Here is a 16,108-nt window from a genome sequence, read left to right on the forward strand (position 1 = left end):
GCCTAACGCCAAGCGTCTCTCGCCCTTGCCGTGAGCAGCCCGCGTTTGGCGCCGCCTGTTGCAGCCAAGTTACAGCAATTCCGCACGTGTCTGATAGGCGATGAACCTGGGGCTGGGCTAGTACAAGAAAGTTGGAATGAAAAAGATGAAGAAAATTCTGCTTGTCACCGCCAGCATGATCGCGCTCGGCGCGGTCGCGCCCGCTTCCGCGGCTGATCTCGCGCCTCAGCCCTACACCAAGGCTCCGCCCTATGTTGCTCCGACCCCGATCTACAACTGGACCGGGTTCTACATCGGTGGTCACGTCGGTGGTGCGTTCGGTGGCAACGACAACGTCCTCGCCCCCGGCTTCGGCGGTGGCAACGACGGTGTGTTCATGGGCGGCGTGCAGGCTGGCTATGATTACCAGTTCGCGCCGAGCTGGGTGCTGGGTCTTGAAGCCAACTATAGTTTTCTGGATACCAGTTCGAGCTTCGCTAATCGTGGCCTCGGTTCGGTAACCGGCCGCCTCGGCTACACTTGGGGTCCGGCGCTGCTTTACGTCAAGGGCGGCTATGCCTGGGCTGACACGCGCTTCTCGAACGGCTTCGGCGGCGACGGCGGCCGTGACGGCTACACCGTCGGTGCCGGTCTCGAATACATGTTTACCCAGAACTGGTCGGGCAAGCTCGAATACCAGTACTATGACTTCGGCACCGTCAACGTGTCCGATTCTCTCGGCTTTATCGGCAGCTTCCGCAACGACCAGCACACCATCAAGGCGGGCTTGAACTACAGGTTCAACCTGGGCGGCCCGGCCGTCGCCAGGTACTGATCGCTCGCTTAACTCCAAGCGACATGAGAGCTCCGGGCCAAACAAAGGCCCGGAGCTTTTTCGTTGGAACGGTGGTTCCTCCTGGATTGGAAGCCTCTAGCGCGGTCGATTGACGCACGTTGACGGACTGATCCGTGACGACATGACGCACGACGATCAATGCGTCATGGAACTGACCTCCAAGGGACGATGGCAGCTAACGCTCATCGGGCTGATGGAGCGCGAACAGGAGGCCCGTTGCGAGCGGTTCGGCCGGGCTGGTTAATTGGACAGGCCGGTCGGATTTGCCGCGTGGGCGCCGCGCGCTGCGAAGCTTCAGCGCCGATGCCTGATCTGCACGGCCTTCAGATAGTCGGCAACCTGCTCAGCCCAATCGGCGGGTGGCGCCACGCCTGTAACTTGCGGGCTGCGACCGCAGCCAACGCAGATCGGCTGAGTGTCCTGATCGCTCTCGAAGCTATAGGCATCCGCGCCGTCGGTAATCACGCACGGCGTCATGTCGGAGCGCTTGCGGTCGCAGCGTTTCATCATGGCCTCCGTTCCCCGGCGAGTGCTAGCCGACACACTTTGCGAGTCCAGTGCTGGATCATGAGTCGCCCACCACCGCCGAGGAGAATGCAAAGTGAAACGCATTCGATGGAACAGCAACACACGTGGGTGTTTTGGTTGTTGATTGATTATGATGCAATCGTGACCATGGAACCGGTGCTGTTGGCACGGACTGCACATCCCATCACGAGGCGGTTGTGATCTCATTGCGTACATCGGATCGACCGAGCAGGCGCATCGGCTCGGCCAATCCGAAAATACTGGCAAAGACGGCTCCGGCGCGGCCCTCAGACAGCACGTCGGGGCCGTCGCTTGTGTCAGCGGAGCTTGCGAGATGGGCGACAGCCATGAAGTGCCATTGTCGGATATGCACGCGCGCGTGTTGACGCGGCGTTGCGGCGCTCAATAGCTTTGCCGGTTGGGGTGGCTTGATGCGCGGTGATGGCGATGTCGAGAATAGAAGTGAGCGCGGAAGAGAAGGAATTGATTCTAATGCTGCGCGAATGGAAACGCGACGTGCGCGGATTTGGGTCGTCCGAGGTTTTGATTTCACGCCAGCATGGACGCGGATGGGAAATCAGGCTTGCGCTCAACGCGGATCAAGTGTCGTCCATCGGACTGAGCTTCGGCCTGGCTTGGAATGCACTGGCGGCAACACAATTGGGTGCCGCACGATAGGACGACCTGCGTTGTGCATGAACCATGATACAAGCAGGGCAGCGGAACCAGTTGCGTTGGCACAAAGTGCACTTCCATCTAAGGCCGAGTGTGATCTGATCGTCGCTCGGATCAGCCGAGCCCCACAGCGCATCAAACTCGGATAGTCCGAAGCACCGGCGAAGATGGCTCCGACGTTGAAACCCCTCAGACTCATGTCGGCGCCGTCGAAAAAGGTGGCGCCAATGAAAAATCGAACCGGCACCGAATGGGCCATCATCGCCGCTGAATGCTGGCTCGCAGTGGTCGCGGTGGCGATCTTGCTGATCGCGCTACACCCGGAAGTTGGCTGATTGCGATACGCGCGGCTGTCGGGATCGAAGGGACGATTTTGGTTAGGGCTGGTGCCCAAGCGCATGACGCAAGTCGAGATTCGTCGTCGCCTTCGGGACGACCGCCGCAGACGAGCGAGCGGAGCATCGCCGCCCCCGTTTGGCGCGAGCGCCTTGATCGCGTCTACCGCCCATGACCCCGGGACTTAAAACAGCGTCTCGAACATGCTTCAACGAGCAACCGTAGACGGAGATTCAGGAGTTGCGCTGTTGGGCGCGTCATTCGACTGTTCGGCGGCAACGACGGAACGAATCTCGTCGATCCGTCGACACGCGCGGATCGCACACTCTCTCAACTCATCGATCGATTGCGTTTCTGCCCGTGTCTTTTCGATCGCTTCGATTTGCGAATTGAGGGCAGCAAGTTCTGCCTGGAGCAGCTCAAGCAACGATTGGTTGGAATCAACCGCCCTTTCCACTTTTTTTGCCCGCATTGTCATCCCCAAATACGGTTGTACGTTCGTGACAACGATTCGTGGCGTCATTATGAATCCGAATTCCCCCAGCTTGGACTGGGGCCTCGCGTCACCGCAAAAACGTTGCCAACGGCGCCCCGGCCACGCTGCCGAGCTGATCGTTCATTGCGCGACGCGCAATTTCGTTCGCGACCTTGAGCACGACTCATCGGCGATGGTCGAACCTCGAACGAGAACGCCCCTGATCGTGTTCTCGTATTTATCGCGACTGCAAATGCACGGCCTTTGCCAAGGCTCGCGCCGCCTCTTCCGGAGAAGCCTTGTCCGTATCGCCGTCGACCATGAGGTTAGCGGCGCGCATAGCCTCAACAGGCACCGAGCCGACAAGCGGAACAAGTGCTCGCTTCAGCCGCGCATCGGCGGCGCGCTTTGGCGCGATGAGGATCAGCGCATCATAGGAAGGTATCGCGTGCTTCGGGTCAGCCAGCACGAGCAGATCAAGCGACGCGATACGCCCGTCGCTGGAGAACGCGGAGATGACATCGGCCTCGCCGGCCTCGAGAGCATGATACATGATCGTTGGATTGTACGAGCGTCGCGTTCTGAACGACAGACCATAGGCATTCCTGAGCGAGCGCCATTCCGGTCGGCCCAAAAACTCAAGGTCATCGCCGATGGTGAGTTGAGGTGCAACACGAGCAAGATCGGCAATCGAGGTGACGTTTAATTCCTGCGCTCTCTCCCGTTTCATCGCGAGAACGTAGGCATTTTCGAAACCAAGCGCACCGAGTACCGTGACACCCTGCTCCGCTTTCATCCAGCGGACGATCTCCGCCTGCATCTCCTCGCGCCGTGGCATATCGGTGCGACCGATAACGTTGCGCCAGAGCGTGCCTGAGTAATCGACGTAAGCATCAATGTCATTGTGAGCCAGCGCGCGAAAGGCGATAGCCGAACCGAGCCCGTCCTTGCGCGTTACGCCGACCCCTTCGGCCTTCAGCCGATCACCCATCAGATCCGCCAGAATGAACTGTTCGGAGAAGCTCTTCGCGCCGATGACATAGGTTGCTGTTTCGTTCGAGAGCAGCGGCGCGAAACCGGCGAGCGTGCCGAGAGCAAGCCCGGCGATGCCGAACACCACACGCTTCCTGCTGCGTTCAGACGCCCCTGTCTCCACAAGACCGAGACAGAAGTCGGTGATCAGAGCAAGCCCGGCCGCGGCGATGCAGCCGAACAGCACGGAAACCCAGTTCTCGGTTTGCAACCCCGTAAAAATGTAATTGCCAAGGCTGGTTTGGCCGACGGGCGTGGAAAGCGTGGCTGCTCCAATCGTCCATACGGCTGCAGTCCGCACCCCGGCCATGATGACAGGCGTGGCGAGCGGCGCCTTGACGCGTGTCAGAATCTGCTGAGGCGTCATGCCAACGCCTTCTGCCGCTTCGACGATAGCTGGACTGACGCCGTTCAAGCCAACCACACTGTTGCGCAAAATCGGAAGCATCGCATAGAGCGTCAATGCGATCAGCGTCGGCAAGAATCCCAGCGCGGGGATGCCGAAGCCGAAAAGCCGTGCCGTCAATGTCGAGAGCGCAAGGAGCAACGGATAAAACAGTGCGAGCAACGCAAGTCCCGGTATGGTCTGGATCAAGCTCGCGATGGCAAGCACCAGCCTGCGCAGCCATGGTCGTTCCGCCGCGAGGGCAGCCAGCGGCAGGCTGACGAGCAGTCCAAGGGCCAGCGCCGTGGCGCAAAGTACAATATGTGGTGTGAGATAGGTGGGAAGCAGGCGCCAGGCGTCGAACAACGCGTCTAATCGGGCACTGGAAAGCAGCTCTGCGCCGGCATCAGGCACGAGCAGGTCCGTTCCTGGTCGCAAGCGCGGCGATGCGTTCCGCTTGACGTCGCGGGACTTCCATCAAGGCGGTCACGTCCGGATCGTCAGAACCAGAGCCCATCATCAACGTGTGCGGCGTATCGTCGGCGAGTACGCGGCCGTTCTTCATGACGACGATTCGATCAGCCATCAGCGCAGCTTCCTGGATGTCATGGGTGACCATCAGGGTCGTCATGCCGAACCGGTCGTGCAGCTCGCGGTAGGAAGAACCCAGGCTGTCGCGGGTGACAGGATCGAGCGCACCCAGCGGCTCGTCCATCAGAACAATGCGCGGTCGGGCGGCGATTGCACGCGCGACGCCGACCCGTTGGCGCTGACCTCCGGACAACATGTGCGGAAAGCGGCCGGCGTAATCCTGCGGCAAGTCCACCATATCCAGCATTTCGGCCACCCGCGCTTTGATCTCGCTCGCCTGCCAGCCACGCAATTTGAGTGTTACGGCAATGTTGTCGGCAACGCGCATGTGCGGAAACAAACCGATCCCCTGAAAGACATAGCCGATGCTCCGCCGCAGCATCGGCGGTTCGGCTTCGCTGACAGGCACTCCGTCGATCCTGACTTCTCCAACGTCAGGATCGACGAGCCGATTGATGGTCTTCAGCAGCGTGGTCTTGCCGGATCCCGAGCCGCCCACGAGCGCGACCAGTGAACCCTGCTGTACGTCGAGCGATACGTTGGAAACAGCAACACTCCGCCCCCCATCGTAGGATTTCGATACAGCATCGATCTCGATATACGGCACGGAATTGGACGGATTCGAAATCGGCGAAGCTGTCATGAACAGGGCCTCCCTGTAGACTGCAGAACTGGCAGAAAATGACCAAGCAGGAGTCAGGGCATGATCCACTTGGATGCACAGGTCCCTGGGTCACACCGACGCCACCTTCGGAAGGCGAGCCCGTCACGGCTCCAGCGCGACCTGCAGGCCGTCGTCGCCATCAACATGGACATAACGGGGTCCGATCGGACGCCCCCTGCCGCTGGCAACAGTGACGATGTCTTCCAGGGGAGCGGCGCGCGCATCCGCCTCAGGGCGGGACAACATCAGATCGGCGTGAAACAGCCCTTCCGACTCAAGACCGGTGGCATCGATGCCAAGAGCCGCCAGGCTGGCCAAGCAACTTTCAAACTCTTCAGCATCGCGAAAACGACGCTGGATGAAAGTCGCGCCGGCAAGACGCTCCGTCACAAGGCCACGCTTCGCGAACGTCGCGGCTAGAGATTCGAACGGGAACATTCGTAGCACGAACGAAATGATCCATGGACGCTTCTCCGTCGCATCGAGAATCTTGCTGAACGTCTTCTCGGTGACGTAGCCGATGCACCCCGTCGACATGATGACATCCGCGGATCGGATAAGATGCGCGCTGTCGGTCGAGAGCGCCTCCGTTTCAAGATCTGCGACAATGCCCTGCTCAAGCAGACCAACGCCCGTTGCATACCTTATCGCCGGCGCCGATACATCGAGACCGATAAATCGCGCGAGACCGACATCCGGCCAAGCCGCATAAAAATTGCGATCGAGACGCACCAATGTCTCAGAACCGATCGCCCTCATCTCGCGCCGGGCGTAGCGATGGCGCAAGCCCCCGAAAGTCAGTGGAAACCGATGCACCGCTGCGTTGATTCCGTATGAACAGCCAACATCAAGCACGGTCGGCTTAGCGCCGGTTTCTGAAACCTTCGCTGCCAGAATTTGGCGCACAACCGGCTCGGCCACGTCCGGGATCATGTAATCCAAATCTCCCAGGACAGAGAAATACGCCCTGGGATCATCCAGGGCATAAATATCATCGAAGACGGCCTTGGACTGATTGATGCGCGAAAAATGTGTTTGCAACCCGGTCTCCTATTTCAACTTGCAAGCCACTCGACGGCTGCTGCGTTCAAGTGCTTGATGCCCTATTGCAGAGATTGATCGACGCACAAACCCATTGCGCTTTTTTTCAACCTCGCTTCGTGGAACTGCGCTGCGCACTGATATGCGCGCGCGTGTAACGCGGCCTCCTTTTCGAGACCATCGCCTGTTGGGGCGGCTTGATGTGCGGTCAGGATGATGTCGAAAATGCCAGTCGCTCCGGCAGAGAAAAGGATCAACTCTGGTGCTGCACGAATCAAAGCGTGCGGGCAGCCGGCCCCGATCGTCGACAATGCTGGTCAGGCACGGACGCGAGGGTTGGGAAATCACGCTCACGTTGCGTGCCCGGTGGCGCCAGTCGCGGCACCGAAGAACATCTCGCAGAAGCATGGAACGCACTCGCGCCAGCACAGTTGCCGACAACAGGTTGAGACCGCGCCAATAGGAAGGCCGCTCAGATGGGAATGATTGGCCCGCGTAGTTGGCCGATGGATCGAACTCGGCCTACGGACAAGGCGCGCTGGAGCAGTTCCTCGGCAACGGCAACTCACGCACGTGGTTTGGGGGCCATGTTAGAAAATGCGCCAAGCCGCCACGCCGAGGATGAACCAAGCTTGAAGCTGATTTGGTGGAACAGCAACTCGCGCATACGCACAGGGCTATTGACGGTTTGCATCGCTCGCGAGTCCGATGTTCGGAACTTCGTCGGTTCCGCTGCAACGATGAGGCCCTGACAGCACTGAACGGACCGGGCTCCTCGCACGGTATCGTCAGCGAGATTGAGCGTTTCCAAGCGTCTCGAACACCGTCTGCTGCCACCAATCACCTTCGATTTGATCGAGTACGGCGAGATCGAGCATCGGCCGCAAGGCGCTGTCTTTGGGCAGTACGATCGCATAGCTCTCGCTGCTGAAGCTGGTATCGACGACGCGAGCCGAGGCCGAGAAGTCGCTGCGAACCATCCAGGTCAGCAACGGCTTGTCATGAACAAAGGCATCAATTGTCCCACGCCCCAGCGCGGAGAGGCCGCCTTGGATGTCCGGAAACGTTCTAAACGAAAGCCGCTGACGAGCGAGGTAGTCGGTCGTCGCGGAGTTCGCGACCGCGCCGACGCGCACGGACCGCAGGTCGTTGAAGCCGTGAACGGCGCCCTCGAGCCCTCTGCGCGTCAGGGTGGAGGTGATACCGGCGGTGAACACCGCAATCGCGATCACGGAAGCGATCATCCATCCCATTGCCACGATCCTGCCGGGGAGTGTTGTCGGCGCATTCTGAGCGGCCCCGGCTTGCGTCATGGCGATGGTCGACCACCAGAAGCTGGAGCCGAGTCCCTTGGCGCCGCCACCGAAGTGCTCCGTTTTGCGCCGTTCCAGCATCCAGATCAGAAATCCGACCGCCATTGCGAAACCAAGCAGCACCGCGACGGCCTGGAAGAATCCGAAAGAGAGAAGCGCCCGTCCGATCGCGACCCAGGGGTTTTCGTTGACCGGTACCGCAACGCCGAGCCCGGTGTTGTAGAACGGCTGCGTAAAATCGACTTTGCGCGCACGCTCGGCAGTTACTGTAACCGCCGCGACGCCAACATCGAATCTGCCGTTTGCGACGCCGTCCAGCAAATCCGGCACGCTCTGGGTTTCGACCAGGCGAAAACGTAGGTGTGCCTGATCGGCGATCCTTTTCCAGAGCGCGATGCTCATACCGCTCCAACTCCCATCCGGCTGCTTGATGGCAAATGGAGGGGCCTGCTTGGTCGCCACGACTAATTCCCTGTCAGGGGCCGCGGCAGCTTGGGCGTGAAGGGCGCCGCAGCCGAACGCGGGCACCGCCAGCGCCAGGATGCATAACAGGACCGGTCGAATCGAAGTCCGCTTGCGTTGCGAGATTGGATCTCCCCGCCTGGCGCTGTGGGCAGCCATCTCACGCGACACTTCTCCCAAGTGGCGGTCGTGCAGAGCTGACGGGAAAGCCTCGAATGAACTCATTGCTCACCTCGATGCATACCGGGATTGCCGGCCGGAGCTTCGCTACTCTCTTGGCAGCATTCGTCACACGCCTGTCCGTCAAAACAAAGGCGAAGGAGTCTTCGGCCATGTCCGGAGGGCTAACTAACCTCAGGTTGAATTTCACAACGCAGACGCTCGATTGTCGACGTTGCGGGTGACGGCATCGCTTCTCTCGATTCAACAAAATCGCAAGCATCGGCATGAGCTGCGAGGCAGCGACAAATGACACCATAACGCTCAGGATACGAGAGTTTCGGCACCATCGAGGCGTTCGCGAAGACACCTGATGGCGTGCGCATGGTCTTTACGAAGAATGGAGCCCGGTTGGATGCTGAAGCCTCGCTTGCGGTTTTGGCAGTGGGTTGGGTCGCAGACACGAAGCGGCTGAACGTCGCGGTTGAGCCTACCCCACCTACAGAGGGATCTCGGCCCGGGCTGCGGTGATGGCGGCAGCACAGCTCGGCTTGAGCATAGGCTGGCAAGCGCACCGGTTCGAGAATGTATCGCCTGCGACCCGCCAGTCGGGAGAGGTCGGGGAGCGTCGGTGACCTTCACGGTCGCCCGTCGCAAGGGAGATTTCCGCAAATCTCGGCAAGTATCGAGACGTTCGAACGGCCCACGGACACGGGCTAGCCGTCCCGACCAGTAAGCCGATCCTGGTCAACCCACAGCACTGAAAACCATCCAATCCCTGCAGTCCGGCAGCACCCCGTGACGGACAGAACGGCTAGTCCGTTTTGTTCGCGCTGATATCCCTTTCAGCGACGAACACGGTAGCCACCGCAACGAAAACGCTAGGCAATGGCGGCATTGGCGGGGTTATCCAGTCCATGTCATTGAATTTGCTTGGGATATCCCTACTACCGGGATCGCCCCGTCATTTCCCGGCCCAGTGTTTTCAATAGGTTGAGCCTCAATTTGGAAGTCGAGCTTGTTCAGAAGGCGCAGCCTCATGAAGACTGGAACGAAAGCAAAGCGTCGAAAGCCAAGAGAGCCAGTGACGGTCCTTTGGCGCGCGTTCGCGCTGCGTCATGCGCACGGCTCGGCCGGCCGGTCATGTGCACGTCGACATGCGTGTGAGTGACAAGGTCATCGCCTGTGGTCGCGTTCTTTCCGGATCACGAGCGGACCCGAAATTTGACGATCATTGTGAGCCACCCCACAGCCCGCATACCGCCGAAGTGATAAAAGGCATTTTAGACATTGGACAAGACCGCTGACGGTCTCCGGCGGTCCGAGAACCGCAGGTTTGTTGATTTTCTCTCCAAGACAGGGTTCCATTCCGGCTCCATTGAGCCGAGGTCGTGCAATGCCTGCCGGAGCTGTCGCGAGGGAGCAAGCCGCCCACACGCCAAAATGGGTGAATGCACGCCTCCGGTCTCAGGAGTGGTCAAACAACCCTCGCGCGGACGCCCGGACCGCGGCGGTGCTGCTTATCGACATTGCCGGCTTCACAGCGAAGACCGACCGCGCTGCCGGCGACGGCGCTGAAAGCCTTACCTACTTCATCAACGATTGCTTTGCGATACTGGCCGACGTGATTGATTCAGAGGGAGGCGACATCGTCGCTTTCGCCGGCGACGCCATTCTCGCGATTTGGGTCGATCCGGACGCTGCCGTCGCTACCGCGCAGGCCGTGCGCTGCGGCCTTGCGCTGCGACAGGCCATGACCGCCGGGCCGGGCCGAGAAGCGATCAGTGCGCGCACGGCGGTGGAAACCGGCGAAGTGTTCTTCTGCAGGCTCGGCGGCTGGCAGGACAAATGGCACTATGTTGCAGCCGGAGAACCCTTTTACAGCATCGGCCTCGCTTATCAGAAAGCCGCGATCGGCGACATCGCGTTGTGTGCAAACGCCGCGCGGCTGTTGACGGGCTCGTGCGAACTCGAGCCCATGCCCTATGGAGCACGGCTCCTTGGAATGAACTCGCCTGATGCCGTCGCACCGATAGACCGCACCATCTTCGGAAGCCACACGGGCAAGGCCGATGCCAGCGACTGGGTCGGCGAGTTTCGCACGCTCACAGTGGCGCGGGTCGGCCTCCCCGATTTCAATTTCGATGATGATTTCTTGACGAGACTGCAGGCCTTCGTCGTTGACGTCCAGCAAATCGCCGAACGGCTCGAGGGAACCGTTCATCAGGTCCTGATGGACGACAAGGGCCTGACTCTCACGCTCGTCTTCGGATTGGCTCCGCTTGCCCACGAAGACGATCCCTTCAGGGCAGTCGAGGCGTGTCTGCGCCTCCGTCGCCAGCTGGAAGCGAAGGCCATTCCGATTTCCGTCGGCCTGGCGACCGGTCGCCTGTTCTGCAGCAATTATGGCGGCCTCCATCAAAGGACATTCGGGATTTTTGGGCAGGCGATCAATGTGGCCGCGCATTTCGCCGAGGCCGCACAGGGCGACATCGTCTGCGACGCCACGACGGCCCAGGCCGTCGGGCGCAGGATCGTGTTCAATCTGCTGCCACATCTCCAGGTCAAGGGGACGGGCGCATCGATGCTGGCGTTCAGTCCGGCGGCAGTGACCGACGATTTCCATGCTCCACCCCGGCGCACCATCATCGACCGCATCAGCGAAACCGCGATGCTCAGGAGCTGTCTCGACGGTCTGAAGACGGGAACCGGTAAGCTCGTCCTCATTGCAGGCGAAGCCGGCATCGGAAAATCGCGCCTACTCGAAGACTTCATCGGATCGGCGCAGGCCGACAATCACGCCGTCCTGGTTGCAAATGCCACGGCGATCGAAAGATCAACGCCCTATTTCGTGTGGCGCGCCGTATTGCGGCAGATCTTGCAGTTTGAAGGACCGGGCGACGGACCGCGGGTTCGACGCGAATTGTCGGAAGCGCTGCTCGAAAACGAGTCGCTGCTGAATTGGCTTCCGCTGCTCGAAGAAGTCATTCCACTGGGATTTTCCGAATTCGCCTTCACCGAACAGATCGTCGGCTCGGCTCGCGCGAGCGCGATCGAAGAACTCGTGATCTTCATCTTGCGCCGATCGAGCGTTCGCATCCTCCTGATGGAGGACGTCCACTGGTTCGACGGCCCCTCGATCGAACTGCTTGGCGCCGTCGCGCGCCGGCTTTCGGACTTCCTGATCGTGGTTACTCAGCGGACCCAGACGACAGCGATCGCAGAGCAGCGTCTTGTCGTCGAACTCGCCTCATCGCTGCAGTTGCGGCTCGACCGGCTGTCGCGCGACGACGTGCGGCTGCTGGTGAAGCGGCGCCTGAGATCGTCCGAGGTTCCGCCGGAACTGGTGCGATATGTCTACGGTCATGCCAGCGGAAATCCGTTCTTCAGCGAGGAGCTCGCGCTCGCGCTCAGGGACACCGGAAAGATTCAGGTTACGCGGGGGATATGTTCGTTCGATGAACAGAGCCTCGCCGACTCCAGTATCTCGCTCTCGACCAGCGTTGAACGCGCAATCGTCAGCCGGATCGACCTGCTATCGCTCGACGACCAGCTGGTGCTCAAGGCCGCCAGCGCGGTCGGCGACGCCTTCTCCTCCGAGTTGCTGGATCAAATCGTCCCGGAGTTGTCCGCTGCCACCAAGGCGGAATGCATCCGCCGATTGATCGACTTCGACTTCCTGCAACTCGATCGCGAGACGCGGCCACTTTCCTTTGTGTTCAGGCACTCCATAACGATGGAGGTTGCCTATCATGTCTTGTCTTTTGCGCAGCGAAAAACCCTCCATCGGCGGATTGCCGGCTTCATCGAGCAGCATCACGCCGAGGAGCTGCAACCGAATTATGCGCGCCTGGCAAGGCATCTCGAGCTTGGCGGCGAGCCGTTGCGGGCGATCACTTACCTCGAGCTTGCGGCGCAACAGTCGCGCAACAACTCGGCAAATCGCGAGGCGATCCGTTACGTGGAGAAGCTATTCGATCTCACGCAGCGCGAAGCAATCCAGATCGGACGCAGCCGCAAGGCGGCTTGGGAGGTCATCCTCGGTGACGCTTGTCACGAATTGTCGGACTACGAGAGCTCCGCCAACCACTACCACCGCGCAATGGAGTTGCTTGGTCATCGTCTCCCGGCGAGCAAGACCGAACGAATCGGCGCGCTTGTTCGCAACGCCGCAACCCAGTTGAGGTTACGGTATACTTCGTCGAAACAAGTGGCCCTGGCTGAGCAGGACAGGTCCGACATGCAGCGCGTCGCTCATATGCACGAATTTCTGTCGGAGCAGTATTTCTACCAGAATGACTCGCTGGCCGTGCTCAACGGAACCCTGGCCTCGTTGAACCTGGCCGAAAAATGCGGCGCGACCCCGGAGACGATTCGAGGATACAGCGCGCTGGCGCTCGGAATGGGGATGTCCGGCATGGTGGGGATCGGCCGCAGCTACGCAGCGCGCGCGATCCAACTTGCGGAAGATTACGGCTCGCTGCCCGAGATCGCGCGGGTCCGACTCGTGCTCGGCGTTCTTTCTTATGGCCTCGCCGAATGGGACAATGCCGAGGCGCATGGCGAACATGCAAGACGTTGCTACGAGCGCCTGGGAGACCGAAAGCGTGCGCAGAACAGCGAGACGATGTTGATCTTCATCGCGCTGTTGCGGGGGTCTATTTCACTCGCCGACGAGCGGCTTGCCAGGCTGTTCGCGGAACTCTCCGACGATTCCCCGCCGCAGATCCGCGCTTGGAGTCTTTCCTTACGGGCATTGATCGACATCACCCGGGGCGGGGCCGATACCGGATGCCTCGACAAACTGAAAGCGCTGGCGGGCCAGCGGTTGATCCGCACCGAACAATTGCTTTGCACGGGCGTGGCCGCGGCCGGCTATCTCGAGCGCGGCGAGGCCGCGGTCGCCCTTGAGCTTGCGGAACGGGGACTTCCGATCTTGCGCGAATGCGGCGTTGTGTGGGGCGGATATGCCTTCGGGCCGGCAGGAATCGCCGATGTCTTACTGAGCCATTGGGAGCAAGCTTCCGGCGCGGTCTCTTCGAACATTCAAAGCCAGGCGAAGCTGGCGTGCCGGGAGCTTTCCCGGCTCGCTCGAACATCGCCGATCTGCCGTCTCTACAGTCTGTTAATGAACGGCCGATTGTGCTTCCTGACCGGTCAATCGGCGCGGGCGCTCGAGAATTGGAAGCGCGCCGCCGAAGTGGCCGAGCTGCTGCAAACCCCCCGCGAGCAGGCGCAGGCGATCTATCGAACCGGCCTTGCGACCAGCGCGAGCGATCCTGAGCGTGAGTCTCGCCTGCGGCAGGCGGCCGACATCTTTGAACGCCTCGGCGCCGCCAAGGAGCTCGCCGAACTGAAACGTATCCATCCATCGCCGTCGTCGCAATGGAGACAGGCTTGAGCCAGCGCCGCATCATCATCGTAGGCGGCGGAATGGCGGGACTTTCCGCCGCCTATCAGCTCAGCCTTACATCGGAATTGCGCAAGCAATATCACGTCACGGTCTATCAGCTGGGATGGCGGCTCGGAGGCAAGTGCGCCAGCGGGCGCGATGCGCAGGGCCGCAACATCGAGCATGGCCTGCATATCTGGTTCGGCCACTACCTGAACGCTTTCCAGATGTTGGCCGAGGTTTACCGAGACTTGTCGCGGAAGGGAGCGAAAGTCGATTTGAACACCTTGATTCTCCCACAGGGTTACACGCCGATCGGCGATCCCGATGGGGCCAAGCCGACCGTGTATGACGTCAACTTCCCGACATCGAAGAAAGTCGGTATACCCGGCAGAGAACCGGCTGACCTCAGCATCGCCAATTGTCTGTCGCACGCGATACGGCTGTTGATCGACTTCCACGACTATGCGCTCGGGTCAGACTCGCCGATCGTAAAGCTCGACGAAGTTTCGATCGAAACGATAAAAATGCGCGACGACCCGCGGTTTCCCCCCTCAAGACTGCTCGGTGTGGTGACGGCAAGGACCTGTCTGGAGATTGCCTCGGCATGGCTGTTGCATCTCGACGAAGACATGATCTCGTTTGGCCCCGCGGACATGGAATTAGTCCGCCGGGTGCTTCAGGGCGCTGCTGGCGCCAGCTGTCATATGACCTTTGCGAATACCGCAGCCGGTCACTTGTTCGACCAGGCCTTGCGACTAGCGTGGCCGCTGGTGGACGGCATTTTCGACGACATCGTGATTGAGCAACGATCCATCCAGCAGATGGACGGCGAGGACTTTCGCCGCTGGTTGGTTCGTCATGGCGCCGAGCCCTTACTGGTCAAGCAGTCGCCAATGGTGAGAGCGCTCTACGACACGATGTTTCAGTATCCGGACGGAGACATCGCCAACGCGAGCTACGGCGCAGGAACCGCGGTCCAGGTCCTGCTTCGAGCACTCGGAACCTATCAGGGAGCCGTGGCGTGGGAGCTGCAGGCCGGTGCAGGCGATGTGATCGTCGCTCCCCTGTTCGAGATACTCAAGCAGCGAGACGTCGAGTTTCGGTTCTTTCACAAACTGACCGACATCAGGGTCTCGTCGGACGGGCGATCTGTCGATTCACTGCACTTTGACGTGCAGGCGATACCGAAGCCCGGCTATGAATGGACCGTGCCGATTGGCGATGGACTGTCCGGCTGGAGCAGCCAACCCGACTGGCTTCACCTCGACGTGCCCCCGAACGGCTGCGTTGATTTTGAATCGTTCTGGTGCAACGAGCGGGTCGGCACCGACGTAAAGACACGCGTCGACGATTTCGACGATGTCGTCCTGGCGATACCGCTCGGCGCTTTCAAGAAGTTCACGGGCAACAAAAGTGTCGAGCGACCGCCCGGACCGGGCCTATCTGGCATTGAAGCAAAGCACGAGCCGTTCGACGACCTTTACAACCACAGCACCGGCTTCTGGAATATGGCGGCAAAGCTTCGCCTGGTGCCCAGCATCGCAGTTCAGCTCTGGAGCACGCGCTCGCTTGCCGGCCTCGGCTGGTCCGGACAAAAGCCCGCGCTGGTGTCAGGCCCCAATCCTCTCGATATCTGGGCGGACATGTCCCAGCTCCTGCGGTATGAGCGCCGCGACCCTCCCTACTCGCTTCACTACCTCTGTGACGTCTTCCCTTCGAAATTGTACGCAGCGCCGCGGACAAGCCGGCATGCCCAGGAGATGGCAAATCTGCTCGCCTATCTCAAGACGTTGGATTGGCTCGAACACAAGGCCAAGTTCATCTGGCCGAAGGTGATGAAGAATGGTGCGTTTGACTGGACCGTGCTCTACGACGATCAGGATCGCGACGACTATCGCCGGATCAGGGCGCAGCACGTCAAAGCCAATATCAGTCCCTGGGACTGCTGTGTCGCGACGGCGGCCGGCACCAGCGCCTGGCGCCTGAAGACCGACGAGTCCGGCTTCAAGCACCTGTACCTCGCCGGAACCTGGATCGACACCGGCTTCAACACCGAATGCGTTGAAACAGCCGTGATCTCGGGAATGCAGGCGGCGCGCGCGATCACCGGCGCAGAGCTCGAAATTCCCGGCGAGCGTTTCCTTCACGCTACCCGACAATTTGTGTCTCTCTGTGATGTTATGCGCAGCTGCGCGCCCGCTCCCGCTGAATGAGGAT

Annotated in this window: 10 protein-coding genes; 4 read left to right on the top strand and 6 right to left on the bottom strand. The window is 60.4% G+C overall.

The genetic code is table 11. The annotated features are described in order from the left end of the window. The first annotated feature begins 145 nt into the window (after positions 1-145). Positions 146-814, top strand: a complete 669-nt coding sequence (locus tag I6F38_RS01445; RefSeq protein ID WP_057017476.1) for an outer membrane beta-barrel protein — start codon at positions 146-148, stop codon at positions 812-814. 315 nt (positions 815-1,129) lie between these two features. Here the strand turns inward: I6F38_RS01445 and I6F38_RS01450 are convergent, their stop codons facing one another. After that, positions 1,130-1,345 (bottom strand): hypothetical protein, encoded by a 216-nt coding sequence (locus tag I6F38_RS01450; protein ID WP_057017370.1) that lies wholly within the window; start codon positions 1,343-1,345, stop codon positions 1,130-1,132. Between the two features lie 480 nt (positions 1,346-1,825). Between I6F38_RS01450 and I6F38_RS01455 the strand changes: the two genes are divergently transcribed. Beyond that, positions 1,826-2,041: a hypothetical protein gene (locus I6F38_RS01455; protein ID WP_225158784.1), complete on the top strand. Its 216-nt coding sequence runs from the start codon at positions 1,826-1,828 to the stop codon at positions 2,039-2,041. Between the two features lie 541 nt (positions 2,042-2,582). Here I6F38_RS01455 and I6F38_RS01460 read toward each other — a convergent pair. The 5 genes from I6F38_RS01460 to I6F38_RS01480 form a co-directional block, all read right to left on the bottom strand. Next, on the bottom strand, positions 2,583-2,846 hold the full coding sequence (locus I6F38_RS01460; RefSeq protein ID WP_225158785.1) for a hypothetical protein: 264 nt from the start codon (positions 2,844-2,846) through the stop codon (positions 2,583-2,585). A 241-nt stretch (positions 2,847-3,087) separates the two neighbouring features. After that, positions 3,088-4,632, bottom strand: coding sequence for an ABC transporter permease/substrate-binding protein (locus tag I6F38_RS01465; RefSeq protein WP_225158835.1), 1,545 nt, complete (start codon positions 4,630-4,632; stop codon positions 3,088-3,090). Positions 4,633-4,672: 40 nt separating this feature from the next. Beyond that, positions 4,673-5,500 (bottom strand): ATP-binding cassette domain-containing protein, encoded by an 828-nt coding sequence (locus I6F38_RS01470; protein ID WP_225158786.1) that lies wholly within the window; start codon positions 5,498-5,500, stop codon positions 4,673-4,675. A 123-nt stretch (positions 5,501-5,623) separates the two neighbouring features. Next, the gene (locus I6F38_RS01475; protein ID WP_225158787.1) at positions 5,624-6,562 is read right to left on the bottom strand and encodes a class I SAM-dependent methyltransferase; all 939 of its coding nucleotides are present in this window, start codon (positions 6,560-6,562) and stop codon (positions 5,624-5,626) included. Positions 6,563-7,350: 788 nt separating this feature from the next. Then, a complete protein-coding gene (locus tag I6F38_RS01480) occupies positions 7,351-8,337 on the bottom strand; it encodes a transporter substrate-binding domain-containing protein (protein ID WP_310881525.1) in 987 nt (328 codons plus the stop codon). Between the two features lie 1,672 nt (positions 8,338-10,009). On the opposite strand from I6F38_RS01480, the gene I6F38_RS01485 reads away from it, so the two are divergent. Together I6F38_RS01485 and I6F38_RS01490 are read left to right on the top strand one after the other, a co-directional pair. After that, a complete protein-coding gene (locus I6F38_RS01485; protein WP_346657084.1) occupies positions 10,010-13,897 on the top strand; it encodes an AAA family ATPase in 3,888 nt (1,295 codons plus the stop codon). Further along, positions 13,894-16,104: an FAD-dependent oxidoreductase gene (locus I6F38_RS01490; protein WP_225158789.1), complete on the top strand. Its 2,211-nt coding sequence runs from the start codon at positions 13,894-13,896 to the stop codon at positions 16,102-16,104. Before I6F38_RS01485 ends, I6F38_RS01490 begins: the two co-directional genes overlap by 4 nt. The last annotated feature ends 4 nt before the right edge of the window (positions 16,105-16,108 follow it).

Source organism: Bradyrhizobium sp. BRP56 (genome assembly GCF_020194035.1).
In the GTDB taxonomy this organism is placed as follows: Bacteria; Pseudomonadota; Alphaproteobacteria; order Rhizobiales; family Xanthobacteraceae; genus Bradyrhizobium; species Bradyrhizobium australafricanum.

Bases quoted from the DNA above. Each gene is read 5' to 3' on its own strand.
- I6F38_RS01450 (WP_057017370.1), bottom strand. From the start codon at position 1,345: ATGATGAAACGCTGCGACCGCAAGCGCTCCGACATGACGCCGTGCGTG.
- I6F38_RS01445 (WP_057017476.1), top strand. From the start codon at position 146: ATGAAGAAAATTCTGCTTGTCACCGCCAGCATGATCGCGCTCGGCGCG.
- I6F38_RS01470 (WP_225158786.1), bottom strand. From the start codon at position 5,500: ATGACAGCTTCGCCGATTTCGAATCCGTCCAATTCCGTGCCGTATATC.
- I6F38_RS01460 (WP_225158785.1), bottom strand. From the start codon at position 2,846: ATGCGGGCAAAAAAAGTGGAAAGGGCGGTTGATTCCAACCAATCGTTG.